23 protein-coding genes and 1 pseudogene are annotated in these 26,069 nt (G+C 61.4%); 14 read left to right on the top strand and 10 right to left on the bottom strand.

The genetic code is table 11. The annotated features are described in order from the left end of the window. The first annotated feature begins 17 nt into the window (after nt 1-17). Nucleotides 18-560: a DUF2058 domain-containing protein gene (locus tag ACYZUM_RS18120; RefSeq protein ID WP_007968960.1), complete on the top strand. Its 543-nt coding sequence runs from the start codon at nt 18-20 to the stop codon at nt 558-560. Nucleotides 561-699: 139 nt separating this feature from the next. On the opposite strand, the gene ACYZUM_RS18115 is transcribed toward ACYZUM_RS18120, so the two are convergent. From ACYZUM_RS18115 to ACYZUM_RS18090, 6 genes are all read right to left on the bottom strand, one after another. Next, a complete protein-coding gene (locus tag ACYZUM_RS18115; RefSeq protein ID WP_003227153.1) occupies nt 700-888 on the bottom strand; it encodes a hypothetical protein in 189 nt (62 codons plus the stop codon). A 385-nt stretch (nt 889-1,273) separates the two neighbouring features. After that, a complete protein-coding gene (gene fabB / locus ACYZUM_RS18110) occupies nt 1,274-2,494 on the bottom strand; it encodes a beta-ketoacyl-ACP synthase I (RefSeq protein WP_003227152.1) in 1,221 nt (406 codons plus the stop codon). An 11-nt stretch (nt 2,495-2,505) separates the two neighbouring features. Further along, the gene (gene fabA / locus ACYZUM_RS18105) at nt 2,506-3,021 is read right to left on the bottom strand and encodes a 3-hydroxyacyl-[acyl-carrier-protein] dehydratase FabA (protein ID WP_003227150.1); all 516 of its coding nucleotides are present in this window, start codon (nt 3,019-3,021) and stop codon (nt 2,506-2,508) included. A 247-nt stretch (nt 3,022-3,268) separates the two neighbouring features. Then, a complete protein-coding gene (locus ACYZUM_RS18100) occupies nt 3,269-5,173 on the bottom strand; it encodes a response regulator (RefSeq protein ID WP_473060971.1) in 1,905 nt (634 codons plus the stop codon). Next, nucleotides 5,170-6,102: an ABC transporter substrate-binding protein gene (locus ACYZUM_RS18095; RefSeq protein ID WP_473060970.1), complete on the bottom strand. Its 933-nt coding sequence runs from the start codon at nt 6,100-6,102 to the stop codon at nt 5,170-5,172. Before ACYZUM_RS18095 ends, ACYZUM_RS18100 begins: the two co-directional genes overlap by 4 nt. A gap of 1 nt (nt 6,103) precedes the next feature. Next, the gene (locus ACYZUM_RS18090) at nt 6,104-8,227 is read right to left on the bottom strand and encodes a TonB-dependent receptor plug domain-containing protein (protein ID WP_473060969.1); all 2,124 of its coding nucleotides are present in this window, start codon (nt 8,225-8,227) and stop codon (nt 6,104-6,106) included. 196 nt (nt 8,228-8,423) lie between these two features. On the opposite strand from ACYZUM_RS18090, the gene ACYZUM_RS18085 reads away from it, so the two are divergent. The 9 genes from ACYZUM_RS18085 to ACYZUM_RS18045 all read left to right on the top strand — a co-directional run bounded on the left by ACYZUM_RS18085 (nt 8,424) and on the right by ACYZUM_RS18045 (nt 16,432). Then, entirely contained in the window at nt 8,424-9,449 is a 1,026-nt protein-coding gene (locus tag ACYZUM_RS18085) for an NAD(P)H-dependent glycerol-3-phosphate dehydrogenase (protein ID WP_047295760.1), read from the top strand. Nucleotides 9,450-9,467: 18 nt separating this feature from the next. Continuing rightward, complete coding sequence (locus ACYZUM_RS18080) at nt 9,468-9,815, top strand: DUF4389 domain-containing protein (protein WP_007968953.1); 348 nt, start codon at nt 9,468-9,470, stop codon at nt 9,813-9,815. Further along, nucleotides 9,812-10,264, top strand: a complete 453-nt coding sequence (gene sixA / locus ACYZUM_RS18075) for a phosphohistidine phosphatase SixA (RefSeq protein ID WP_041067483.1) — start codon at nt 9,812-9,814, stop codon at nt 10,262-10,264. The genes ACYZUM_RS18080 and sixA overlap by 4 nt, the downstream gene beginning before the upstream one ends. A gap of 148 nt (nt 10,265-10,412) precedes the next feature. Then, nucleotides 10,413-12,068, top strand: coding sequence for an AMP-binding protein (locus ACYZUM_RS18070; RefSeq protein ID WP_473060968.1), 1,656 nt, complete (start codon nt 10,413-10,415; stop codon nt 12,066-12,068). Between the two features lie 31 nt (nt 12,069-12,099). Continuing rightward, nucleotides 12,100-12,543, top strand: a complete 444-nt coding sequence (locus ACYZUM_RS18065) for a hotdog fold thioesterase (protein WP_473060967.1) — start codon at nt 12,100-12,102, stop codon at nt 12,541-12,543. A 199-nt stretch (nt 12,544-12,742) separates the two neighbouring features. Then, nucleotides 12,743-13,549, top strand: a complete 807-nt coding sequence (locus ACYZUM_RS18060) for an alpha/beta fold hydrolase (protein ID WP_473060966.1) — start codon at nt 12,743-12,745, stop codon at nt 13,547-13,549. Beyond that, nucleotides 13,546-14,400: an alpha/beta hydrolase gene (locus tag ACYZUM_RS18055; RefSeq protein WP_473060965.1), complete on the top strand. Its 855-nt coding sequence runs from the start codon at nt 13,546-13,548 to the stop codon at nt 14,398-14,400. Before ACYZUM_RS18060 ends, ACYZUM_RS18055 begins: the two co-directional genes overlap by 4 nt. A 115-nt stretch (nt 14,401-14,515) precedes the next feature. After that, nucleotides 14,516-15,322 (top strand): DUF4892 domain-containing protein, encoded by an 807-nt coding sequence (locus tag ACYZUM_RS18050; protein ID WP_473060964.1) that lies wholly within the window; start codon nt 14,516-14,518, stop codon nt 15,320-15,322. A 69-nt stretch (nt 15,323-15,391) separates the two neighbouring features. Further along, nucleotides 15,392-16,432, top strand: a complete 1,041-nt coding sequence (locus ACYZUM_RS18045) for an AI-2E family transporter (RefSeq protein ID WP_047295744.1) — start codon at nt 15,392-15,394, stop codon at nt 16,430-16,432. 1,003 nt (nt 16,433-17,435) lie between these two features. Here the strand turns inward: ACYZUM_RS18045 and xopAW are convergent. The 3 genes from xopAW to ACYZUM_RS18030 all read right to left on the bottom strand — a co-directional run bounded on the left by xopAW (nt 17,436) and on the right by ACYZUM_RS18030 (nt 20,225). Continuing rightward, complete coding sequence (xopAW, locus tag ACYZUM_RS18040; RefSeq protein WP_473060963.1) at nt 17,436-18,281, bottom strand: XopAW family type III secretion system calcium-binding effector; 846 nt, start codon at nt 18,279-18,281, stop codon at nt 17,436-17,438. A gap of 145 nt (nt 18,282-18,426) precedes the next feature. Further along, nucleotides 18,427-19,476: a sensor histidine kinase gene (locus ACYZUM_RS18035; RefSeq protein WP_108183506.1), complete on the bottom strand. Its 1,050-nt coding sequence runs from the start codon at nt 19,474-19,476 to the stop codon at nt 18,427-18,429. Next, on the bottom strand, nt 19,476-20,225 hold the full coding sequence (locus ACYZUM_RS18030) for a response regulator (protein ID WP_041073744.1): 750 nt from the start codon (nt 20,223-20,225) through the stop codon (nt 19,476-19,478). The genes ACYZUM_RS18035 and ACYZUM_RS18030 overlap by 1 nt, the downstream gene beginning before the upstream one ends. A gap of 295 nt (nt 20,226-20,520) precedes the next feature. Between ACYZUM_RS18030 and pyrF the strand changes: the two genes are divergently transcribed. Then, complete coding sequence (gene pyrF, locus ACYZUM_RS18025; RefSeq protein WP_041073746.1) at nt 20,521-21,219, top strand: orotidine-5'-phosphate decarboxylase; 699 nt, start codon at nt 20,521-20,523, stop codon at nt 21,217-21,219. 130 nt (nt 21,220-21,349) lie between these two features. Here the strand turns inward: pyrF and ACYZUM_RS18020 are convergent, their stop codons facing one another. Further along, nucleotides 21,350-22,354 (bottom strand): NADP-dependent oxidoreductase, encoded by a 1,005-nt coding sequence (locus tag ACYZUM_RS18020; RefSeq protein WP_047295721.1) that lies wholly within the window; start codon nt 22,352-22,354, stop codon nt 21,350-21,352. A 237-nt stretch (nt 22,355-22,591) separates the two neighbouring features. On the opposite strand from ACYZUM_RS18020, the gene ACYZUM_RS18015 reads away from it, so the two are divergent. From ACYZUM_RS18015 to ACYZUM_RS18005, 3 genes and pseudogenes are all read left to right on the top strand, one after another. Further along, entirely contained in the window at nt 22,592-23,353 is a 762-nt protein-coding gene (locus ACYZUM_RS18015) for an SDR family oxidoreductase (protein WP_041073750.1), read from the top strand. A 193-nt stretch (nt 23,354-23,546) separates the two neighbouring features. Then, nucleotides 23,547-24,899, top strand: a complete 1,353-nt coding sequence (locus ACYZUM_RS18010) for an aminotransferase-like domain-containing protein (RefSeq protein ID WP_473060962.1) — start codon at nt 23,547-23,549, stop codon at nt 24,897-24,899. A 108-nt stretch (nt 24,900-25,007) separates the two neighbouring features. Continuing rightward, nucleotides 25,008-26,066: pseudogene (locus tag ACYZUM_RS18005) on the top strand (methyl-accepting chemotaxis protein); the annotation flags it as partial. Nucleotides 26,067-26,069 lie beyond the last annotated feature (3 nt).

Here is a 26,069-nt window from a genome sequence, read left to right as displayed (position 1 = left end):
CAAGTGAGTAAGCATTAATGAGCCTTTCCCTTCGCGACCAGTTGCTCAAAGCAGGCCTGGTCAACCAAAAGCAGGCCAAGCAGGTCAGCAAAGACAAGCAAAAGCAGCAACGCCTGGCCCACAAAGGGCAGGCCGAACTGGATGATTCGCAGCAGCGCGCCGCTCAGGAAGCGATGGCCGAGAAGGTCAAGCGCGACCAGGAGCTGAACCGTCAGCAGCAGGAGAAGGCCGAGGCCAAGGCCCGTGCCGCGCAGGTCAAGCAGTTGATCGAAGTCTCGCGTCTGCCGAAGCTGACCACTGAGGACTACTACAACTTCGTCGACGACAAGAAGGTCAAGCGCATCTCGGTCAACACGCTGATGCGCAACAAGCTCAGCAGCGGTTCGCTGGCGATCGTGCACCATGCCGGCGGTTACGAAGTGATCCCCCGTGAAGCGGCCCTGAAGATCCAGGAGCGCGACCCGCAGCGTATCGTGCAGCTCAACGTGCAGACCGAAGAGGTCAATGCCGAGGACGATCCGTACGCGGCCTATCAGATCCCTGATGACCTGATGTGGTAAACCGATAAAGCTGTAATAACGACAAACTGTGGCGAGGGAGCTTGCTCCCGCCGGGGCGCGGAGCGGCCCTTGTTTTAAAGCAGGGGCTGCTGCGCAGTCCAGCGGGAGCAAGCTCCCTCGCCACAGGTTCAATATTCGCCTAAGCGGATTTCAGATCCCGCTGCTGTTCCTGCAGTTCAAGTTCGGCCTTGTAGTTGTGGGCGTCGATCTCGTTGTGGAACATGCCGACCAGCAAGTCTTGTTGATGCACATCCCAGATCCGTACACCGGCGGCTACGCCTTCATGGGACATGTGTGAATCGTCGCGTTCAGTTACTTTTACAGTCATCTGCTAGCTCCAAATCTCAAGTTATCTGCAGCAAGGCGTGTGCAGGACTCTTTTATATGATTTGTTAGCTTGCTAAGTAAACGCTTGATTTGCGCAAGGTGTTGTTGCGGTTTTTGCAACAGTGCTGCAGCCCGCGTAATCCGCGACATTCGGTCGCAGGGCGGGGAGTTTCATGACAGAAGTTTCATTTTCAGCCTGACGCAATCCCATGTAGGAGCTGCCGAAGGCTGCGATCTTTTGACTTTGATTTTTAGAAGAGAAGATCAAAAGATCGCAGCCTTCGGCAGCTCCTACAGGGCTTATGCATTACTCAGTCATTTCTGCAGGCCAAAAAAACGCCCCGAACCAGTCGGGGCGTTTTCCTGTGTGGCGCAAGCCTGGGGAATTACTTGCCTTCCCAGCGCTTCAGTACCAGCGTGGCGTTGGTGCCGCCAAAGCCGAAGCTGTTGCTCATCACGGTGTTGATGGTGGCGTTCTCGCGGGTCTTGGTCAGCACCGGCAGATCGGCCACTTCAGGGTCCAGCTCGTCGATGTTGGCGGAACCGGCGATGAAGTTGCCTTCCATCATCAGCATGCAGTAGATCGCTTCGTGAACGCCAGCGGCGCCCAGGGAGTGACCGGACAGGCTCTTGGTCGAGCTGATCGCAGGCGCCTTGTCGCCAAACACTTCGCGCACACCTTTCATTTCCGCGACGTCGCCGACCGGAGTCGAAGTGCCGTGGGTGTTCAGGTAGTCGATCGGGGTGTCGACGGTGGACATCGCCATCTGCATGCAGCGGATCGCGCCTTCGCCGCTTGGGGCAACCATGTCGTAGCCGTCGGACGTTGCGCCGTAGCCAACGATTTCGGCGTAGATCTTGGCGCCACGGGCCAGCGCATGTTCCAGCTCTTCAACCACGACCATGCCGCCACCGCCAGCGATGACGAAACCGTCACGGTCGGCGTCGTAGGCGCGGGAAGCTTGTTCCGGGGTGTCGTTGCGCTTGCTGGACAGGGCGCCCATCGCGTCGAACAGGAACGACTGGCTCCAGTGCTCTTCTTCACCACCACCGGCGAAGACGATGTCCTGCTTGCCCATCTGGATCTGTTCCATGGCGGTACCGATGCAGTGAGCACTGGTGGCGCAGGCAGACGCGATGGAGTAGTTCAGGCCCTTGATCTTGAACGGCGTGGCCAGGCATGCGGAAACGGTGCTGCTCATGGTCCGCGTTACACGGTATGGGCCGACGCGCTTCACGCCTTTCTCGCGCAGGATGTCCAGCGCTTCCATCTGGTTCAGGGTCGACGCGCCGCCGGAACCGGCGATCAGGCCGGTACGCGGGTTGGACACTTGCTCTTCGGTCAGGCCGGAGTCAGCAATGGCGTCTTTCATGGCCAGGTAGGCGTAAGCCGCTGCGTGGCCGACGAAACGATAGATCTTGCGATCGATCAGTTCTTCAAGGTTGAGGTCGATGGAGCCGGAAACCTGGCTACGCAGACCCATTTCAGCATATTCCGGGTTGAACCGGATGCCAGGGCGGCTTGCACGCAGGTTAGCGGAGACGGTCTCTTTGTCATTGCCCAGGCACGAAACAATGCCCAGACCAGTGATAACGACGCGGCGCATGCGAATAACCCTTAGAAGTTGTCAGTGGAGGTGAACACGCCGACGCGAAGGCCTTCGGCGGTGTAGATTTCGCGACCGTCGACAGTCACCGAACCATCGGCGATGGCCAGGTTCAGCTTGCCCTTCAGGACGCGTTTGATATGGATGTTGTAGGTGACTTTCTTGGCGGTCGGCAGGACCTGGCCGAAGAATTTCACTTCGCCCGAACCCAGCGCACGGCCACGGCCCGGCAGGCCTTGCCAGCCCAGGAAGAAACCGACCAGTTGCCACATGGCGTCCAGACCGAGGCAGCCCGGCATCACCGGATCGCCTTCGAAGTGGCACGCGAAGAACCACAGGTCAGGGTTGATATCCAGCTCGGCGACCAATTCACCTTTGCCGTACTTGCCGCCTTCTTCGCTGATCAGGGTGATGCGATCCACCATCAGCATGTTCGGGGCGGGCAGTTGCGCGTTACCTGGGCCGAACAGCTCACCGCGACTGCAGCGCAGCAGGTCTTCCCGAGTAAAGGCGTTTTGTTTGGTCATGCGAGCTCCTCAATAATCCCATGCGGCAGGTGGGGCAAATCTTCCCGGCCGATCGACGCGTTCATGCCTCGTACCGGCAGCCTACTCATAGACTATTGCGTTGTGGTGAAAGTCACAGCACCAAGGACATGAATGTACACTTGTGCACTGAAATTTTTATTCAAGCCTCTTTTGAGGCTCGTTCGGGTGCCTAAGACTGCCGCACTTTCGCTTTTCACGCCAGTCGCAGATGGTCGAAAAACCGTCACTACTGCACCCAGCGCTGCAGAATCTGTTGTAGGTCATTGCGTTTGAACGGCTTCGCCAGGTAATCGTTCATGCCCGCCGACAGGCAGGTTTCGCGGTCGCCCTGCAGCGCGTTGGCGGTCAGTGCGATGATCGGCACCTCGCCGCGTCCAGGCAGTTGGCGAATCTGCCGGGTCGCCTCATAGCCGTCGATGATCGGCAGCCGGCAGTCCATCAGAATCACTTCGAAATCATTGCCTTCAGCGCTGCGCACCGCCTGCGCGCCATCGGTGGCGACGCTGACAGTAAAGCCGAGGCTGCGCAGCATGGCTTCGATGACCGTCTGGTTGACCGGATTGTCCTCCACCAGCAGCACATTGCGCCCCTCGCCATGCCCGTTGCCATTGGCTGCGCGCGGTGCCACCAATTGCGGCAGCGACTGCTTATATAAAGCCAGCGGGATTTCCAGGGTGAACACCGAGCCCAGGCCTTCTTCACTTTGTGCGCGCAACGTTCCGCCCATGCGTTCGGCCAGGGTGCGGGCGATCGGCAGGCCGAGGCCGGTGCCGCCATAGCGCCGGGAAATCGAACTGTCGGCCTGCTGGAAGGCGTTGAACATCAACTCCAGACTTTCCGAGGAGATGCCGATGCCGCTGTCACGCACCGAACAGGTGAACCACAGCAGTTCGTGATCCAGCGCCTGCCATTGCGCTTCGATACTGACCCGGCCACGCTCGGTGAACTTCAAGGCATTGCCCACCAGGTTAACCAGAATCTGCCGGATCCGCGTCGGGTCGCCCTGCACCTGCAACGCGCGCATGTCCTCGGGGATCCGCAGGTTCAGGGCCAGGCCACGTTGCACCGCGCTGTGCTGGAACGAATGGGCACACGCACCGATCAGGTCGGCGAGGTTGAACGGGATGTGCTCAAGCTCCAGCTCCGAGCGTTCGATCCGCGAGAAATCGAGGATGTCGTTGATGACTTTCAGCAAATGTTCGGTCGACTCCGAAGCGAGCGCCGCGTACTCGATCTGCTCCTCGGTCATGTCCGTGGTTTCCAGCAACTGCAACATGCCCAGCACACCGTTCATGGGCGTACGCAGTTCGTGGCTCATCATCGCCAGGAAATCGGATTTGGCATTGTTGGCCTTTTCCGCTTCTTCGCGGGTCTGGATCAGTTGCGCCATCGCCTGATGCTGTTCGCGGCTGGCCTGTTCCAGTGCCTGGGCGAGGTTGTTGATGTGCTGCGACAGGGCGCCCAGTTCCGTGTCATCGACAATCGGCAGCGGGGTCTTGTAGTCGCCTTGCTGAATCGCCTTGACCGCGTTGCCGATATCGCGGATCGGCGCCGACAGGCTGCCGGCCAGACGCCGCGCCAGCACAAACGTGAAGAGCAGGGCGAACAACGCCAGAATCCCGGCCTTGAACAGAATTTCCTGCTGACGCTGACTGAAGGCATCGTTGGACAGGCCGACGATCACCCGGCCCAGATAGTCCTCGCTGGTCACGTTATTGCTGGCTTTGGCGTCGTGGAAAAAATCACTGTTGAGGGCGATCCGTTGCAGGCGCACCGGGGCCTGAAACACCTCGACCTGATGCGGGCGGTTGTGCGCATCGGCGGCCTGTTCTACGTAGGCCAGGATCCGGTTGGCGCTGTCCTGTACTTCCAGAAAACGCACGTTTGGTGTGGCCAGGGTCGCTTTGAGCAGGCTTTCCAGCACTTCGTTGTTGCCGGAAATCACCCCGTACTCGGTGGCGGGCGCCAGTTGATTGGCGATCAGTTGCCCGGTGTGATTGAGCTCCTGCCGTAAATCCTGAATCCGCACGAAGGTAAAGAAACTGATCAGCAGCAGCGTGAGCAGCAGGGCCGGGCCGAGGCTGATCAATTGCGTGCGGGTGTTGATGTCCCAGCGGCGACGCAGATTCATGGGTGGCTTTCTCCTTCAGCCAACTGGCGGGCGACAGATGCTTCATCGATTGGCTCGATACCCAGGGAACGAGCGACCTGCACATTACTTGAGACCTTGAAGCGATCGGGGTAGAGCGCGCGCGGCCACGTCGCCGGGGGACGATCCAGCAACCCGTCAAGGATCGCCAGCCAGTCGGGCTGATCGCTGTAAGTGCTGGCGAGGCTGCCGGCACGCACGAACGCAACGTTCGGCCCGACCAGTGCCACTTGCCGGGAGTAACTGCTGAGCAACAGGTTTTTCACGGTTTTCGGGTTGTACAGATCGGGATCGTCGAGGCCCAGCAGCACCTCGCTGTTTCTCAGCACGCTTTGCAGCGGGCGACTGTCCTGGGTGTTGTCCCAGCGCTGGCTGACGATTTGCAGATTCAGCGGCGCTGCGGCCTGATGCAGCTCCTTGAGCAGGAATTCGCTGTGCTGGTCGAACAGCACGCCGACCCGCCGCACCTGCGGCAGAATCCGCCGAATCAGTTGCAGTTGCCGCCCCAGCGGCGGATCGCTCCACAGCAGACTCAAGTGCGGTGGTTGTGCGGCACCCAGGCGTTTGCGCGCTTGCAGACGACTGATGCGCAACACCAGCGTCGCCGGCCCCTGAGACTCTTGCAGGCGCCAATCGAGACTGGGCAGGTCGAGCAGAATCATCCGCAAATTGCCCGGCAACTTGCCCGGCGCCGGCAGGCTGGCCAGCGGCTGAAACCGCACGTTGTCGGTGGGGCGCAGCTCGCTCAGGGCCTGGACGAAGGCTTGTACCCCGGGGCTTTCTTCGGCACCGGTCAACAGGATATCGGCGGCTTGCACCGCCACGCCGTGCAGCCACGCGGTCAAGAACAGACAGGCACCCGCCAGCCAGTGGCCAAGGGTGGGCGTCTTGTTTGCCGTGGCGTAGCGCACCCTAGAACTCCAGCTCGGCGCTGAAGTACAGCACCCGGCGTTCGTCGTAATTGTTGTCGACGAAAGTGGTCGGCTGGTTGTCGAGCCGCTGCTGCAGCACGCCGGCCAGTTGCAGTTGCGCCTTGCCCAGCGGGATGCGTTTGGCGATGCGCGTGTCGACCCGTTCGAAGCGGTAGCCGTTGAGCGCGTTGTCGCCGTAATAGAACAGGGCGCTGTTCCAGCCGTGGCCCCAATCACGCAGCCAGCCGGCAGAACCGCTGTTGCGCGAGGTGAATTGCTGATCCAGCGGATTGCTCGCTTCGGCATCGACGAAGGCGTAAGTGAAGCGCAGGCGATCGATCATGCTCAGGCGCCAGTCGAGCTGGGTTTCGCTGCCGCGAAAGCGTGAGCTGTTGGCGTTGCTGGCGATGTACTGGTTGTTGCGCAGCGGCTCGCTGATCATTCCGGTGATTTCGTCGTAGAACAGCTTCACGTCCACGGCCAGGCCCAGCTCGGCGAAATAGCCGTTGTAGCCCAACTCGCGCGAGCGCATGTGTTCCTGGTCGAGATTGCCCGGGCCGCGGGTCTTGACGAAGTAGCGCGCCGAAGACTGGCCATAGGCGGACGGCCGCAGGTTGCTCACCTGATAGCTCCAGTTGACATTGTTCTCGAACATGTCCGGCGAGCGGATCGCCTCCGAGTACACCGCGCGCAGGCCATGGCGTGGGTTGATCAGATAGTTGACGGCGAAACGGGGCGTCAGCGAACTGCCGATCAGTTGGGTGTTTTCAAACATGGCGCCGCCCTGCAACAGCCAGTGTTCACTGGCACGCCATTCCAATTGGCCGAACGCACGCCAAGTGGTGTCGTCCAGCGTGCCGTTGAAGTAGGTCTCGGAGTCGGCCCGGTCGTAACGATAGTTCATGCCGCTGACCAGCCGCAGGCTGTCGGACAGGCTGAGCGTGTCCTGCAATTCCAGATCGTAGCGTGATTCGCGGGCGCTTTGATCGATGTCGCCACACAAGGTCTGGCTGGCACCGTTGCGCCATTGATCCAGCACTTGATTGGCCAAGGCCATTTCCTGTGGCGTTCCGGCTTCCGGACCGGGGCCGGTGAAGCGGGTGATGTTGCGCGCCAGGCGTTCGGTGTAGTTCGGGTTGAGCTGCCACAGTTGGGTCAGTTGCGGGCTGAACGACACTTCGGCATCGCAGGCGCGCCACACTTGCTGGCGATCCCAGTGCTGCGCCGAGCCTTGTATATAAAGGCTATGTTGCGGATTGATGTCGAGATTCCAGCGCACCGAGCCGGCGTAATCCTTGGCGACCACGTCGGAATTGTTCCCGGCAGCGGTAATCCCCGAGAACACCGGGCGGTAGGTATAAGGCCGCTGGTTGGTACCGTCCTTGGCATTGACCTGCCAGTCGAGGCTCTGGTTGTCACTCAGGGTCTGGCTGACGGCGAGGCTGAAGCGGTTCAAACGGCGGCTGTCGCGGTAATCGGCGCCGGTGCGGTCGCTGTCGAAGCCATCGTCTTCCTGGCCGGACAGCGACAGGCGCAAGTCGCCGCCGTTCCAGCCCGTACCCTGGCTGGCATAGAAATCGTTAATGCCGCGCTGGCCGCGGGTGTACTTCAGGCGTGTGCCGTGGCTGTCTGCCGGGTTGCGGGTGATGATGTTGACCACCGCCATCAGCGCGTTGGCGCCGTAGCTGACCGTGTTCGGCCCACGGAAAACCTCGATCCGCTCGATGTCTTCCATGGCCACCGGAATATCACTCCAGTCCACCGTGGCCAGGCCCGCGCGGTACACCGAGCGGCCATCGATCAGCACCTGCATGCGCCGCGCTTCGCTGGCGTTGGTCCCGTGATAGTTGACCGCCGCCTGATTGCCGCCGATGTTGCCGACCATCATTCCCGGCACCAGCCGCAGCAACTCACTGATGTCGCGGGCGCCACTGGCGTTGATCAGTTCACTGTCGAGTACGGTCATGCTCCCCGGCACTTCCGCCGGTGTCTGTTTCAGGCGTGTGGCCGTCAGCACCTGCGGCAGCGTTTCGCTGTCGACAAACAGGTCGTCCGCCTGCAACACCGGGCTGAACAGCAGCGCCAGCAACAGGGACGAACGTGAGGGGGGAGAGCCAAAAGACACGACACAGCCTTGATCACAAAGAATTGGCGCGCATGTTAACCGAGGACAGTGACTTTTCCAGTCACGATGCGGGCATTTTCCTCGGCTTTATTGGTCTTCTTCCTACAAGTGTCGGTAATTGACGCAGGGGCTGGCCGCGACCCGGACGCCCCGTATAATGCCGGCATCGCCACTGGTATGGATTAACGGATTGCATATGACTGAACAGCGCCCGATTGCGGTCCTGGGAGGCGGAAGTTTTGGTACCGCCGTGGCCAATCTTTTGGCCGAGAACGGCCATCAAGTCCTGCAGTGGATGCGCGACCCCGAGCAGGCCGAGGCCATCCGGGTCAATCGCGAGAATCCGCGTTACCTCAAAGGCATCAAGATCCTGCCGGGGGTGACTGCGGTCACGGACCTGCAGGCCACCCTCGACGCCTGCGAGCTGTGCTTCGTCGCGCTGCCGTCGAGCGCCCTGCGCACGGTGCTGGCCGCTCATGCCGAGCGCCTGAGTGGCAAGATGCTGGTCAGCCTGACCAAGGGCATCGAAGCCCACACCTTCAAACTGATGAGCCAGATCCTCGAAGAAATCGCCCCGCAGGCGCGCATCGGCGTGCTGTCCGGGCCGAACCTGGCGCGGGAGATCGCCGAGCACGCGCTGACCGCTACGGTGGTTGCCAGCGAAGACGAAGAACTCTGCAAAGCGGTACAGGCTGCGTTGCATGGTCGCACCTTCCGCGTTTACGCCAGTGCTGACCGTTTCGGTGTCGAACTGGGCGGCGCGTTGAAAAACGTCTACGCGATCATTGCCGGCATGGCGGTAGCGCTGGAGATGGGCGAGAACACCAAGAGCATGCTGATCACTCGCGCCCTGGCCGAGATGACCCGGTTCGCGGTGAACCAGGGCGCCAACCCGATGACCTTCCTCGGTCTGGCCGGGGTCGGTGACTTGATCGTGACCTGCTCGTCACCCAAAAGCCGCAACTATCAGGTCGGGTTTGCCCTCGGTCAGGGCTTGAGTCTTGATGAAGCCGTGTCGCGTCTGGGCGAAGTCGCTGAAGGGGTCAACACCCTGAAAGTGCTCAAGGCCAAGTCCCAGGAGGTTGGCGTGTACATGCCGCTGGTCGCCGGGCTGCATGCGATCCTGTTTGAAGGACGCACGCTGGAGCAGGTGATCGGTCTACTGATGCGGGCCGAGCCGAAAACCGACGTCGACTTTATTTCCACCAGCGGTTTCAACTGATTCAACAGGAAGCGAGCCATGAACGATCCGAAAACCGAAGCCAAGTACGAATCCATCCTCCTGCGGGTGCTGTGGATGATCGTCTACGTGCTGGTCTGGCAAGTGGCGCAGTTCATCCTCGGCGCGGTGGTGCTGGTGCAACTGATCTATCGTTTGATTTACGGCGCGCCGAGCGCCAGCCTGATGAATTTCGGCGACAGCCTGAGCCAGTTCCTCGCGCAGATCGGCCGCTTCGGCAGCTTTCACAGCGACCAGAAACCCTGGCCGTTCGCCGACTGGCCGACCCCGCGTGCCCCGGAAGGCGAGGCGCCGCACGCCGTGCCGCCAGCCCCGCATCCGGCCCGCGATGAGGAACCCAAGCTATGAAACTCTGGGTATTACGTCACGGTGAGGCCGTGCCTTATGGCTCGTGCCCCGACTCCGAACGGGAACTGACCGCGCACGGTCGCCAAGAGGCCTTGAGCAGCGCAGCCCGATTGATCGGTCAGCCGCTGACGGCAATTTACGCCAGCCCTTATCTGCGCGCACAACAGACTGCGCAGATCGTTCGCGAGGCTCTGGGTTTCGAGCCGGAGATCCGCACCGTCGATTGGCTGACGCCGGAGAGCGATCCGGACAAGGTGGCGGATCAACTGGTGTCGGTGAGCAATGTGCTGCTGGTCAGCCATAACCCGCTGGTGGGCAATCTGCTCAGCTATCTGCAGCACGGCGCCGGTTATCCGCCGGAGAAGGTCAGCACCGCTGGCCTGGCCGAACTGGAAAGTCCTGAGTTGTTGATTGGCTCGATGACCCTCAACAGCCTCAAGCACCCTTAACAGCAAAAGATCGCAGCCTGCACAGAGCTCTCTTGGAGCTGCCGCAGGCTGCGATCTTTTGATCTTGTTTCTTTTGGTAAAAAATCCAACCAAGCACTTGCTTGGTTGACTACGCTTGCTCCAGACCCAAAAAACAGGAGCGAGTCGCATGTCTGCCGCCTTCCGTTTGCCGCTGGACGTGTTCTACGAGCGTGAGGCCCGGCATCCGCGCCAGCGTTTTCTGGTGCAGCCCATCGGCGGCGGGCAGGTCGAGACGCTGACCTGGGCCGATGTCGGGCATCAGGCCCGTTGCGCCGCGCACTGGCTGCGCGCACGGGAATTGCCGCAAGGCAGCCACATTGCACTGATCTCGAAAAACTGCGCGCACTGGATCATTGCCGATCTGGCGATCTGGATGGCCGGACACGTCTCGGTGCCGCTGTATCCCAACCTCACGGCAGACTCGGTGAATCAGGTCCTGACACATTCAGAAAGCGTGCTGGCGATCATCGGCAAGCTCGATGACTGGCCGGGCATGTCGGTCGGTGTGCCGGCGGATTTGCCAACCATCAGTCTGCCGCTGCATCCGCCCGGCGAGTTCGATTTCAGTTGGGATGACCTGCAAAGGAGCTCGCCGGTCCAGGACGATCCACGCCCGGCGGCCGAACAACTGGCGACCATCATCTACACCTCCGGCACCACCGGGTTGCCCAAAGGCGTGATGCACAGTTTTGCCAATCTGGGCTTTGCCACGACTCGCGGCACGCAACTGTTCGGGCTCAACGAGCAAGACCGCCTGCTGTCGTACCTGCCGCTGTGCCATGTCGCCGAACGAATGTTCGTTGAACTGGCTGCGATCTATACCGGGCAAACCGTGTTCTTTGCCGAAAGCCTCGACACCTTCATCACCGATCTGCAGCGGGCGCGGCCCACGGCGATGTTCGGCGTGCCGCGCATCTGGACCAAATTCCAGATGGGGGTGTACGGCAAGATCCCGGCCAAGCGCCTGGATTTCCTGCTTGGCCTGCCATTCATTGGTAAACGGGTCGGGCACAAGGTGTTGGTCGGGTTGGGCCTTGATGCCTTGCGCGTTGCCCTGTCCGGTGCGGCACCGGTGCCGCAGACCCTGCTCAGCTGGTATCGGAAACTCGGCCTCGATGTGCTGGAGGTGTATGGCATGACCGAGAGTTGCGGCTATTCGCACATCTGCCTGCCGGGTCAGTACAAGCAAGGCTGGATCGGCAAGCCGTGCCCGGAGGTCGAGGTGCGGATCGACGAATCCGGTGAGGTGCAGGTGCGCAGTCAGGCGAACATGCTCGGCTATTTCAAGGAGCCGCAGAAAACCGCCGAGACCCTCACCGAAGACGGCTTCCTGCGTACCGGCGACAAGGGCGAGCAGGATGCCGAGGGGCGCTTGCGCCTGACCGGCCGGCTCAAGGAAATCTTCAAGACCAGCAAAGGCAAATACGTGGCCCCGGCGCCGATTGAAAACCGGCTGGCGGTGCATTCGCGGATCGAACAGGTCTGCGTGGTTGGCGATGGCCTGAGTGCGCCGCTGGGCTTGTGCGTGCTGTCGAACGTCAATCAGGAGGAGGCGCGGGCGAGTCTGCATTCGAGCCTGGAGAAGCTGCTCGAAGAGGTCAACGCCGTGCTCGACAAGCACGAGCGCCTGCGCCGACTGGTGGTGGTCAAGGACAGCTGGGCGGTGGAAAACGGCTTTCTCACGCCGACCTTGAAGATCAAGCGCAACGTCATCGAAGACACTTACGGTGCGCGGTTTGAAGAATGGAGCGCGCGCAGCGAGGCGGTGCTGTGGCAGGATTGAGTGACGATCAAAACAACAAAGGAAGCCTGCGATGACCTTGTGGCGCACCACTCCGAACATCGAGCAGTTGAACGCAATCCAGAAAAACACTATCGGCGAAGTGCTGGATATCCGCTTTGAGTCCTTCGACGAAGCGTCGTTGACGGCGAGCATGGTCATCGACCACCGCACCCATCAGCCTTATGGTCTGCTGCACGGCGGCGCTTCGGTGGTGCTGGCGGAAACCGTCGGTTCCATGGCCAGTTACCTGTGCATCGATGCCAGCAAATTCTATTGCGTGGGGCTGGAGATCAATGCCAACCATCTGCGCGGTTTGCGCAGCGGGCGGGTGACCGCAGTGGCTTCGCCAATTCACATCGGTCGCACCACGCATGTCTGGGACATTCGCCTGACCAGCGATGAAGGCAAGGCCAGTTGCGTCTCGCGTTTGACCATGGCGGTGGTGCCGTTGGGTGAGCAGCCGCCGCTGCGGTGACGATCCATAAGATCAAAAGATCGCAGGCTGCGCCAGCTCCTACAGAATGTAAGCGATTCCAATGCAGGAGCTGGCGCAGCCTGCGATCTTTTGCTTTCACGACATCTCCACCACCCTTTCTGGCAGTTATGGTCATTGCTGCCGATCCCGGTCTTACGGACAATCAACATCACGTTTTCCCGTTCATGGATAAGTCCGCATGTCGCAACCGATCTTTTTCACCCACGCCAACGGGTTTCCCTCGGGCACCTATGGCAAGTTGTTCGCGGCGCTGGCGCCCGAGTACCGGGTTGCGCATCTGGACGTGCATGCCCATGACCCACGGTTTCCGGCGGACGATAACTGGTACAACCTGGTCGACGAACTGATCCACCATCTGCAGCAACAGGATCAGCCGGTGTGGGGCGTCGGCCATTCGTTTGGCGGCGTGTTGCACCTGCACGCCGCATTGCGCTGCCCAGAGCTGTATCGCGGCGTGGTCATGCTCGACTCGCCGGTGCTGACTCGCACAGACCAGTGGGTGATCCGCGCGGCCAAGCGCTTCGGCTTCATCGACAAACTGACCCCGGCCGGACGTACGTTGGGGCGGCGCGAAGAGTTCGCCGACCTCGACACGGCGCGCAGCTACTTTGCCGGCAAGACCCTGTTTCGCGGTTTCGATCCGGAATGCTTCGATGCCTACCTGCAGCACGGATTGCATACGGTCGGCGACAAGCTGCGTCTGCGCTTTGATCCGGCCACTGAAATCAGCATCTATCGCGGCGTGCCGCACACCAGTCCCGGTCGCACTCGTCAGCTGAAAGTGCCGCTGGCCGTGGTGCGCGGGCACAAGAGCCGGGTGGTCATGCGTCATCACACGCGGTTCGTCGGGCGCCTGCCCCAGGGTGAAGCCCTGAGCATGCCCGGCGGGCACATGTTCCCGCTCGAACGTCCGCAAGACACCGCGCGCCTGCTCAAAGAGCTGTTTACGCGTTGGGAGCGCCGCCAGCAGAAGGACTGCGCATGAGCCCGACCTTCGAAGAAGTGCGCCTGAGCCTGCCGCATATCGAACTGGCGGCGCACTTGTTCGGCCCCGAGGACGGTCTGCCAGTGATCGCCCTGCATGGCTGGCTCGACAACGCCAACAGCTTCGCGCGCCTGGCGCCGAGGCTCAAAGGCCTGCGCATCATTGCCCTGGACATGGCCGGGCATGGGCATTCCGGGCATCGGCCCAACGGCGCCGGTTATGCGTTGTGGGACTATGCCCATGATGTGCTGCAGGTCGCCGAGCAATTCGGCTGGAAACGCTTTGGCCTGCTCGGGCATTCGATGGGCGCTATTGTTTCGCTGGTGCTGGCCGGTTCATTGCCAGAGCGCATCAGCCATCTGGCGCTGATCGATGGGGTTATTCCGCCTACAGACAAAGGCGAAAACGCTGCCGAGCGTATGGGCATGGCCTTGCAGGCGCAGCTGGACCTGCGCGAGAAGCGCAAACCGGTCTACAACACCCTCGATCGTGCCATCGAAGCCCGGATGAAGGGCTTGGTGGCGGTCAGTCGCGAAGCCGCCGAACTGCTGGCGCAACGCGGTCTGATGCCGGTGCCCGGCGGTTATACCTGGCGCACCGACAATCGCCTGACCCTGCCATCACCGCTGCGCCTGACGCAGGAGCAGGCGATGGCGTTCGTCCAGCGCATCACCTGTCCGGCGCAACTGGTGGTGGCTGCCGACGGCATGCTGGCCAGACATCCGGAGTTGCTGGAGCGTCTACCCTTTAGCCAGGAACAGCTGGCGGGCGGGCATCATTTGCACCTGAACGATGAGTCCGGTGCCGACCTTGTCGCAGACTGTTTCAATCGCTTCTTCGCCATTCCTTGACTTGCACCGGGCAACTGTCGAGGCTGGGCGGGTTGAAATGGGAGACAAACACGATGGATTTCTATACCGCTGCGACCCCGACCCGCCAAGCCATGCCGATCCGATGAGCCTGACTATGCGGTCACTCAGTCTGTTGGCGCTGTGCTGTTTCAGTCCCGTTCTCTTCGCTGCCGATGTGCCGGGCAGCCAGGATCTGCAGATCGTGCCGCGCCTGGCCGATGCGCAGATTGTCGACTATCGCCCTCCGGTGGAGCTCGAGCGGATCTATCCGCTGGGCTCGATTCGCAAGATCAGCGGCCAGTTGCGCTTCGACGGCCAGGTCACCGCGCGCGGCCAGACCACTTCGGTCACCTACGAGTTGCCCCCGGAGCACTCCGCCACCGAAGCCTTCACTGCTGCTCGCGAAGCCCTGCAAAAGCAGGACGCCGAGTTGCTGTTCTGGTGCCAGGCCCGCGACTGTGGCGAAAGCAGCCTGTGGGCCAATGAAGTGTTCGGCAATGCCAAGCTGTACGGTGCCGACGAGCAACAGGCCTATCTGCTGTTGCATCTGGCCGCACCGAAGGACAACACCTTGGTGGCGCTCTACAGCATCACCCGTGGCAATCGTAAAGCCTACCTGCATGTCGAACAGTTCGAAGCGGGCGCGCCGTTGGGCGAGTTGCTTCCGACCTCGGCGACGCTGTTGCGACAGCTCAAAAGCACCGGTGAACTGGACTTTCCCAAGCTGACCGGAGACCCGGATGACACCTGGCTACGACTGATTTCCCGTGGCTTGAACCTCGACACCACCCTGCGCGTGACGATTGCCGGGCCGAAGGCCGAGGCCTGGCGTCAGGCATTGATCGGTCAGGGCGTGCGCGCGGCGCGGATGGAGGCGGGGAGCGCCGACGGCGCTGGCCTGCGCATTGATCTGTTGCGATAAGCTGCATCCGACGTGCACGCATGGCGTGTTCGCCTACTCTTTGTCCGACTGACTTCTTCGAGACTTTACATGCTCAATAATGATCGGCTGTTGGTGCAGATCCTCTTGCTGGTGCTGTTTGGTGCCAGCCTTTGGGTGATGGCGCCGTTCTGGTCGGCGCTGTTCTGGGGTGCGGTGCTGGCGTTCGCCAGTTGGCCGCTGATGCGTCTGTTGACCCGTTGGCTCAATGGCCGCGAATCGCTCGCTGCGGCTATTTTGACCCTCGGCTGGATGCTGCTGGTGGCGGCGCCACTGGTGTGGCTGGGGTTCAACCTGGCCGATCACGTGCGCGATGCCACGGCGTTCATCAAGGATGTACAGGTCGACGGCCTGCCGGAAGCACCGGCCTGGCTCGGCAGCGTGCCGCTGGTCGGCGAGCGGCTGGTCGGGGTCTGGAACAGCATCGATCAGCAGGGCGCCGCGCTGATGGTGTCGATCAAGCCGTATCTGGGGCAGGTCGGCAACTGGTTGCTCGCGCGCAGTGCGCAGATCGGCGGCGGGATCCTCGAGCTGACCCTGAGCATTGTCTTCGTGTTCTTTTTCTATCGCGACGGGCCGCGACTGGCGGCATTTGTGCACGGTCTGCTGGAGCGCCTGATTGGTGAGCGTGCCGGGTATTACATCGAGCTGGTGGCCGGTACTGTGCAGCGGGTGGTCAACGGGGTGATCGGTACGGCAGCGGCGCAGGCGATTCTGGCGTTGATCGGGTTCCTGATTGCCGGGGTTCCGGGGGCGCTGGTGCTGGGGATCGTGACGTTCCTGTTGAGCCTGATTCCGATGGGGCCGCCGTTGGTGTGGATTCCGGCGACGGCCTGGCTGGCCTGGAAGGGCGAGTACGGGATGGCGGTGTTTCTCGGGATCTGGGGCACATTCATCATCAGTGGCGTGGATAACGTGTTGAAGCCTTATCTGATCAGCCGGGGCGGGAATCTGCCGTTGGTGATTGTGTTGCTTGGGGTATTTGGCGGGTTGATTGCGTTTGGGTTTATCGGGCTGTTTATCGGGCCTACGTTGTTGGCGGTGGCTTATAGTTTGTTGACGGATTGGAGCAAGAGTCAGGCTCGGGTTTAGGCGTTGCGGCAGGCTTTTTTGGGGTTGTGGGCATATCCGTTGCTTCGGGTGTTGCGGCTGGCGGTTTCGCCCTTACGGCGAGTCACTTTGGCAAACGCCCCAAAGTAACCAAAGGTCTTGGCCCCGGCGTACGGCCCTCGCCGTGGCTCGGGTACCTTCGTTGCGGGGTTCATCCGGGGGCATCGCCTCCGGTTTGCTTCGCTGCACCTCCTCTCGATGTGTTTGGCTTCGCCAAACGTCGCTGCGCTCCCACCCCCGGATAAACCCCTCCACTCAGCCTGCCGATGGGGCCGGCACGGCAAGATCAAGAGCTGCAGTCGAGCTAACGCTCATCCTGTTGAGTGGTGAAAAGCATGCAGTCTGCCTGGACTGCTTTGCTTTTTTGTGGGGGGCAGCCTGCCAGCGAAGGCGGCCTATGGGCCGACCAATTTCCAACTGAACACACCCATTCCACCTGTGGGAGCGAGCCTGCTCACGAAGGCGGCCTGACAGCCGACCAATCTCCAACAGACCGCACCCATCCCCACTGTGGGAGCTGGCTTGCCAGCGAAGGCGGCCTGACATCCGACCAATTTCCAACTGAATACACTCATTTCCACTGTGGGAGCGAGCTTGCTCGCGAAGGCGGCCGGACAGCAGAGCAATCTCCAACTGAACCCACCCAATCCATCTGTGGGAGCTGGCTTGCCAGCGAAGGCGGCCTGACAGCCGACCAATCTCCAACTGAACCCACCCAATCCATCTGTGGGAGCTGGCTTGCCAGCGAAGGCGGCCTGACAGCCGACCAATCTCCAACTGAACCCACCCAATCCACCTGTGGGAGCTGGCTTGCCAGCGAAGGCGGACTGACAGCCGACCAATCTCTAACTGATCACACCCATTCCCACGGTCGGAGCCAGCCTGCTGGCGATGAGGCCCTCTCAGGCAACACTCTCTTCTCGCTGTAGTCAAATGACCGTTCCCACACCACTGCATGGAAACGATCACTCATCACCCCATCAACTCAAGTCGCCACATTCAGGTACTTGCCCACCGGCGCAGCATTGTCCAGCGAATACTGCTTGCTCAAGTTGGCAATCATCCGGTTCAGCGCTTCGCTGGTGGTCTGGGTGCTGGCGGTCCTTTCTTCAGGCGGACGTTCCCGGCCGACCTGCAACGCCGCTTTCAGTTCATCGCTGCTCACGCCGCCACTGCTGTCGCTGTCCAGTACCTTGAGCAGTGCGGCGCTGGTGTCGGTGCTGTTCGTTGAGGTGTTGTCGCGGGTCTGTAGCGCGCTGCTCAGTTCGGTGGCGCTGATGCTGCCGTCGCCATCGGCATCCAGTTGGCTGAACAGTTCATCACTGGAAGTTTGCTGCGGTGGCGGTGGTGGCGGGGTGAGGCTGGTGGTGAGTTCGTCCTGGCTGACGGTGCCGTCCTTGTTCTTGTCCAGCGCGGAGAAGATCTGGTTGCTGTCGGCGCTGCTGCCGGCGCTGGTGAGGCCGTTGCTCAGTTCGTCGCTGCTGATGGCGCCGTCGCCATCGGTGTCGAGGGCGCTGATCAGGGCGTCGGCGAGGTCGGTGTTCGGGGCCTGGTCGTTGGGCGCCGGAGGGGGCGCCATGGCGGTCATTTCTTCGGCGCTGAGGCTGCCGCTGGCGTCGCTGTCCAGGTCGCCGAATTGCTTGCTCAGGTTGACCAGCAAACCGTCGTCGGACTTCTGCGACAGGGCGCTTTTCAGTTCGTCCTGGTCCACCGCGCCGTCGCCGTTGCTGTCGAGTCTGGCGAACAGTTGCTTTTGCAGTTGCTGGCTGCGGGCGTTCTGGGTGCTGCTGGTGCTGGTATAGCTCGTGTAGTTGCTGACGCTACCGATCATGGGCTCACTCCTTGGACTGTAAAGCCGGTCGGTGTACCGGCTGGTACAGACTCAAGGAGCTAGTTGTCCTGGGTATTTGGATTTTGTACCGGGTGGTACACAGTCGCGGAAACACCAGAAACCCACAGGGGGACAGGTGTTCTTCTCAGGCGCGCGGCAGGCGGATGATTGCGGTCAGGCCGCCGCCGGGAGTTTCTTCCAGGTTCAACTGCCCGCCCAAACGCTGCGCCGCTTCACGGGCAATGGTCATGCCCAGGCCGACGCCGCCGGAGTTGCGGTTGCGGGAGCCTTCCAGGCGATAGAACGGTTCGAACACCGCTTCGCGTTGGTCTTCGGCTATGCCCGGGCCGTGGTCGATCACGCGGATCAGCAGTTGTTCGCGTTGATCCTGCAGTTCGATGCGCGCCTGCCCGGCGTAGCGCAGGGCATTGTCCATCAGGTTATTGATGCACGAGCGCAGCGCCATCGGTTGCACCTGCAGCGGTGCGCAATGGCCGCTGACTTCAACGTCTGCGCCTTGATCCTGAGCGTTCTCGCACAACGATTCGACCAGCGCCTGCACATCCATCAACTGCAGGGCTTCGCTGGTGCGCTGTTCGTGCAGGTAGGTGAGGGTGGCGTCGAGCATGCCGATCATGTCGTTGAGGTCCTGGCGCATCTGGCCTTGCAGTTTTTCGTCGTCGATCTGTTCCAGTCGCAGTTTCAGTCGCGACAGCGGGGTGCGCAGGTCGTGGGAGACGGCGCCGAGCATGCGTGCTCGTTGTTGCACCTGTTCGCGGATGCGTTGTTGCATCAGATTGAAGGTGTGCGCCGCTTGCCGTGCCTCACGCGGGCCGGACTCGTCCAGCGGTGGGCTGTCGAGGTTTTCGCTCAGACGCTCGGCGGCGTCGCTCAGGCGCTGGATCGGTCGGCTGAGCAGTTTGGCGCCGTACCACGCAGCAATCATCAGCGAGATGAACTGGAACGTCAGCGGCACCAGCGGCCCGCCGAACCACGGACGTGGCGGGCGATGGGCGAAACGCGGATCCGGCGGCGGCCGTTGGCCGTCGACGCCCTCGGCAAATTCCGGCGGGGGCGGCGGTGGGGGCGGGCCGTAGTGGTGAAACCAGGCAAAGGCCAGCAGATGCGCGAGGACGATCGCCACGAACAGCATGCCAAACAGGCGGCCGAACAGCGTGTCGAAGCGCCCTCGCATCAGCCGATATCCCGCGCGTCGAACAGGTAACCTTCGCCGCGCACGGTCTTGATCAACTGCGGGGCTTTCGGGTCGTCGCCGAGTTTTTGTCGCAGGCGCGACACCAGCAAATCGATGCTGCGGTCGAACGCTTCGATCGAACGGCCCCGGGCGGCGTCCAGCAGTTGTTCGCGGCTGAGTACCCGACGCGGGCGTTCAATGAACACCCAAAGCAAGCGGAATTCGGCATTGGACAGCGGCACCACCAGACCATCGTCGGCAATCAGCTGACGCAGCACGCTGTTCAGGCGCCAGTTGTCGAAGCGGATGTTGGCCCGCTGTTCGGTGCGGTCATCGCGCACCCGGCGCAGGATGGTCTGGATCCGCGCCACCAGTTCCCGTGGCTCGAACGGTTTGGCCATGTAGTCGTCGGCGCCCAGTTCCAGACCGATGATGCGGTCGGTGGGTTCGCAGCGGGCGGTGAGCATGAGGATCGGGATGTCCGATTCGGCACGCAGCCAGCGGCACAGCGACAGGCCGTCTTCGCCGGGCAGCATCAGGTCGAGCACCACCACGTCGAAATGTTCGGCCTGCATCGCCTGGCGCATGGCTGCGCCGTCGGTGACGCCGCTGGCGTGGATGTTGAAGCGCGCGAGGTAGTCGATCATCAGCTCGCGGATCGGCACATCGTCATCGACGATCAGCGCGCGGATGCTCCAGCGCTTGTCGTCTTTCTGCTCATCAGTCACGGTCGTTTGGGTGTTGTGCATGGGGCTGTTCATCTGCCAGTAGGCCGCCAACCACAAAGATGGGCTGCGAGGTGGTGGTTTCAGCATAGGCGTCCTGCCGTGAGGCGGGAAGTGCTGATGTAAGGACGTGTTGCGGCTGGCGAGGCTAGCGCGGGCGCATGTTGGCGGCGTGTCGGTTGTGTATCGGGTTCGACACAATAGCCGCGAGCGCTATGCTGATCACGGTTGCGGCGACGATTTACCGATCATCGGGTGCCGCGCCGCCGCCGCTTCCGCTACAATGCGCGCCGATTTCGACTTGCCTGAGAGCCCATCCATGTCCGCCTGCCAGACTCCTATCATCGTCGCCCTGGATTTCCCCACCCGTGACGCCGCACTGAAGCTGGCCGACCAGTTGGACCCGAAACTGTGCCGGGTCAAAGTGGGCAAGGAACTGTTCACCAGTTGTGCCTCGGAAATCGTCGGCACCCTGCGTGACAAAGGCTTCGAGGTGTTCCTCGACCTGAAATTCCATGACATTCCCAACACCACCGCGATGGCCGTGAAAGCCGCTGCCGAGATGGGCGTGTGGATGGTCAACGTGCATTGCTCCGGTGGCCTGCGCATGATGGCGGCCTGCCGTGAAGAGCTCTCCAAGCGCAGCGGCCCGCAACCGCTGCTGATCGGCGTGACCGTGCTGACCAGCATGGAGCGCGAGGATCTGGCCGGCATCGGTCTGGACATCGAGCCGCAGGAGCAGGTGCTGCGTCTGGCCGCGCTGGCCGAGAAGGCCGGAATGGACGGTCTGGTGTGCTCGGCGCTGGAAGCCACCGCACTGAAGTCGGCGCACCCGTCGCTGCAACTGGTGACCCCGGGGATTCGCCCGGCGGGCAGTGCGCAGGACGATCAGCGCCGTATCCTGACCCCACGTCAGGCACTGGATGCCGGTTCCGATTACCTGGTGATCGGCCGTCCGATCAGCCAGGCGGCGGATCCAGCCAAGGCCCTGGCGTCGGTCGTGGCCGAACTGGCCTGATCAGTTTCCGCAGGTATTAGCATTACCTGTAGGAGCTGCCGAAGGCTGCGATCTGTTGATTTTGCTTGTTAAAGGCAAGATCAATAGATCGCAGCCTTCGGCAGCTCCTACAGAGGCTGCGATCTTTTGTTTAGATTTTCAGCACCAACTTGCCGAAGTTCTCCCCGCTGAACAATTTCATCAGTGTCTCTGGAAAGGTCTGCAGACCTTCGACGATGTCTTCCTTGCTTTTGAGTTGTCCCTTGGCCATCCAGCCGGCCATTTCCTGCGCGGCACTGGCGTATTGCGCGGCGTAGTCCATCACCACAAAGCCCTCCATGCGTGCGCGGTTGACCAGCAATGACAGGTAGTTGGCCGGGCCTTTGACCGCTTCCTTGTTGTTGTACTGGCTGATGGCGCCGCAAATCACCACCCGGGCTTTTGGCGCCAGACGACTGAGCACGGCGTCGAGGATCTCGCCGCCGACGTTATCGAAATACACGTCCACGCCTTTCGGGCACTCGCGCTTGAGCCCGGCCAGCACGTCTTCGTGCTTGTAATCGATGGCGCCGTCGAAGCCCAGTTCATCGATCAGGTACTTGCACTTGTCGGCCCCGCCGGCGATGCCGACGACCCGGCAGCCTTTGATCTTGGCGATCTGCCCGGCAATGCTGCCCACCGCGCCAGCAGCTCCGGACAGCACCACGGTGTCGCCGGCCTTCGGTGCGCCGACGTCGAGCAGCGCGAAGTAGGCGGTCATGCCGGTCATGCCCAGTGCAGACAAATACACCGGCAGCGGCGCCAGTTTCGGATCGACCTTGTAGAAACCTCTGGGCTCGCCGAGGAAATAATCCTGCACGCCGAGGGCGCCGTTGACGTAGTCGCCGACGGCAAAGCCCGGGTTGTTCGAAGCGATGACTTTGCCGACGCCCAGAGCGCGCATCACTTCACCGATTTCTACCGGCGGGATGTAGGACTTGCCCTCGTTCATCCAGCCACGCATGGCCGGGTCGAGGGACAGGTATTCGTTCTTGACCAGAATCTGCCCTGCCGCAGGTTCGCCGACCGGGACTTCCTGATAAGTGAAGGTCTCGCGGGTGGCAGCACCCACTGGGCGTTTGGCGAGCAGGAATTGGCGATTGGTCTGGCTGGTCATGGCAGGCACTCGAACTGAATGAAGCCTTGTTGATAGACCCTCAAGGCCAATGCTGCAAGGTGGGCTGATGCGGCGAATGCACAATGATCCAGTGCAGTGATAGTCGCCCGGCGGGTTTTATCACTGCGACGCATGAAGGCATAAACAGCCTTCTGATAGTGCTGATGCGGGGCGGGCCGTGATGGCTATGCTGCGAGTCTGCAAACCCTCCTGCATCTCTCCTCCGAGGACATAACAATGAGCATGACGTTTTCCGGTCAGGTTGCCGTAGTCACTGGCGCGGCCAATGGCATTGGCCGCGCGACCGCCCAGGCGTTCGCCGCCGAAGGCCTGAAAGTGGTGGTGGCCGATCTGGACGCGGCAGGGGGCGAGGGTACGGTGGCGCTGATTCGTACAGCCGGTGGTGAAGCAACCTTCGTGCGCTGCAACGTTACCGTTGAAAGCGAAGTGAAGAATCTGATGGACGAGGTGATCAATACTTACGGACGTCTCGACTATGCCTTCAACAATGCCGGGATCGAAATCGAACAGGGCAAGTTGGCAGACGGCTCGATGGACGAGTTCGACGCGATCATGGGCGTCAACGTCAAGGGCGTCTGGCTGTGCATGAAGTACCAGTTGCCGTTGCTGCTGGCCCAGGGCGGCGGGGCGATCGTCAACACTGCTTCGGTGGCAGGGCTTGGCGCGGCACCGAAGATGAGCATCTATGCGGCGTCCAAACACGCGGTGATTGGCCTGACCAAATCGGCGGCGATCGAATACGCGAAGAAAAAAATCCGCGTCAACGCTGTGTGCCCGGCGGTGATCGACACTGACATGTTCCGCCGGGCCTACGAGGCCGATCCAAAAAAAGGCGAGTTCGCCAATGCGATGCACCCGGTGGGGCGTATCGGCAAGGTCGAGGAAATCGCCAGTGCCGTGCTGTATCTGTGCAGTGATGGCGCGGCGTTCACCACCGGTCACTCCCTGGCGGTGGATGGCGGCGTCACTGCTTTCTGAAACGGTTCTGTCAGCCATGAAGAAACCCGCCATCGTGCGGGTTTTTTCATGGCTGGCGATCCGTTCCGTTAAACCGCTAAACAATGTGTATCAAACGGTTAGAACGGCTGCTTTTGACGGCGTTGTCGCACAGCCTGAACGACGCGGCTGTGATTTACTGCCGCCAGCAAAACGGACAGGAGTTTGCGTGCTCATGGAATTGAGAATTGACCGACAGGCAATGGTGCCGGTCGTACAGCAGATTGTTGATGGAATGACCGAGTGGATCTCGCGAACGGGTGTGGCGCCGAGCACGCGACTGCCCTCCGTCAGACAGATAGCACGCTCCAATCTGCTCAGCCAGTCGTGTGTGGCCGAGGCCTGCGAGCGGCTGGTGGCGCAAGGTATCCTGGCCCCGCGGCAGGGCGCGGGATTCATGGTCGCCGCGCACAGCCGCGCTTTGCTCGGGCTTGAATACGGGCGGGCCGAGAGCAGTTTGAAACTCGGCGAGGGCGGTTTGCCGCAAAGCTGGCGCGAGTCCGATGACCTCAGCTATGCAATCCGTCAGGTGGCGCGAACCGACATGGCGAGTCTGTTCAATTACAGCACCCCGCTGGGGTTGGCGGCGCTGCGTGCGCAGATCGTCAGGCGTCTCAGGCTGATCGACATCCAGGCCCCGGCGGAACAGGTGCTGACGACCTCCGGTGCCAGCCAGGCGCTGGATCTGCTCGTGCGCACGCTGGTGAAGGCCGGGGACTGCGTTGTTGTCGAAACCCCGGGCTATGCGCCGCTGTTCGAGCTGTTGCGCCTGCGTGGCGCGCAGTTGCTGGAAGTCCGGCGTACGCCAAGCGGGCCTGACCCTCAGGCGCTGGAGGCACTGTTGCGCCAGTGCCGGCCCGTCGCGATGTTCGTCAACAGCCATCACCACAATCCCACCGGCTCCTGCCTGAGTCCGTGTGTGGCACAGCAGATCCTGCGATTGTGCAACGCGCACGATGTGCAACTGATCGAAGACGATGTCTACGCCGATCTGCACAATGGCAACGGTGTACGCCTGGCCGCACTTGATGAACGGGTGATTTACGTCGGCAGTTTTTCCAAGACGCTGAGCAGCTCGCTGCGCGTCGGGTTTGTGTACGCCGGGCCAGAACTGATCGCGCGTCTGGCCCGGGTCAAGATGATCAGCAGCATGGGAGCTTCGAGTTTCAATGAAGCGGTGCTGGCGAGCCTCCTGGCCAGTGGCGCCTATCGAAAAATGGTCCAGCGCCAGCGTCAACGCCTGAATACCGACCGCGTCGCCGCATTGCAGGCATTGGAGGACGCAGACTGGGAGGTTTTCGGCAAGCCGTGTGGCGGCCTGTTCATCTGGGCCCGCTCCCCGCTGAGTGATCCGGACCGCTTGCACAGGCATGCGCAGTGCAGTGGTGTCAGTCTCAGTCCTGCGGGGGCTTTCAGTCCGAGCGGCGAGATCAGTGAGTGGCAGCGAATCAATGTGGCCTATGCCTGTGATCCACGGGCCCGGCAGTTTTTTCGCAGTACCGGCGTGAATCGACCTCAAGCGTTCTGAAAACGACGCGTGCGTAGCTTTTTGCCATTATTCCGACGCCAGAGACTTGTGCTGCTCCATGACCGTTGCGAATCTTCGGCAACAGACTTTGGCAGGGGACTACGCGCAATGATTTCGGCCGTGCAAGGACGTTTTGCCAACCTCGGTATGGCAAAGAAACTGGGTCTCGGGTTCGTACTGGTGCTGCTGTTGACTGCGCTGGTGGCTGCCATTGGAGTCTGGTCCCTGCAGACCATCAGCCAGCGCTTCGACGGCTTGAAGCAAATGTCGTCGCTCAACAGTGCCTTGCTCAAGGTGCGGTTGCTGGAGCAGGACTATGCGCTGCACAGCAACTCGAAAACGGTTGATGCCGTGCACGAGGGCGTCGACGGTCTGTTGGCCCAGGCCGCGCAACTCAAGGCGCAGACGCCGGCGAACGGGGCGGTGATGAGCGATGTCGAGCAAGCCTTGGGCGACTATCGCAAGGCGTTTGACGAGTTCGTTTCACTGACCCAGGCCAAGGATCTGGCGCTGGAAATGGCCAGTTGGTCGGTGTCCAGCGTGGCCAATAACCTGGACGTACTGCAAGCCGGGCTGGCCGATGATGGCGCGTACACGTTAAAGGACAGCGAAGGCAAGGATGGTGCGCAGTTCATCGAACAGGCCAGTCAGGTCAGTCAGGTGTCGCGGTTGATGCTGCAAGCGATGAACGAGGCACGGGTTCGTCTGGATCAGAGCCGCAAGGGCGATGCCGACAGTGCCGACAAGGGCAGCATTGAACAGGCGGCTCAGGCCCAGGCTCAGGCCGAGCAGTTGAAGACTACGGTCAAGGATGAGGGCTATTTGACGGTGCTCAACGAAGTGTCCGGGCACATCGCCGGTTTCAACGACAAACTGGCCGAGTACACCGGTCTGCTGGCCCAGGAAAAAACCGTCTATGAACAGTTGCACCAGCGCGCGGCGCAAGTGATGTCGCGTGTCGACCAGGCCTATGTGGCCGAAGACGGCGCGATGCAGGTGGAATTGAAGAAGAACTCGGTGCTGATCCTCGGTTCTTCGGCGTTGGCCTTATTGGTGGGGCTGATTGCCGCGTGGGTCATTACCCGGTTGATCGTCGCGCCGCTGCGCGCAGTGATGCGCGTTGCACAACAGATTGCGGCCGGGGATTTGAGCGCGAGAGTGGAGGTTACC

It is taken from the genome of Pseudomonas sp. m6p (genome assembly GCF_055760375.1).
Note: the sequence above shows the minus strand (reverse complement) of the source record. Positions and strands in the feature narration are given on the sequence as shown.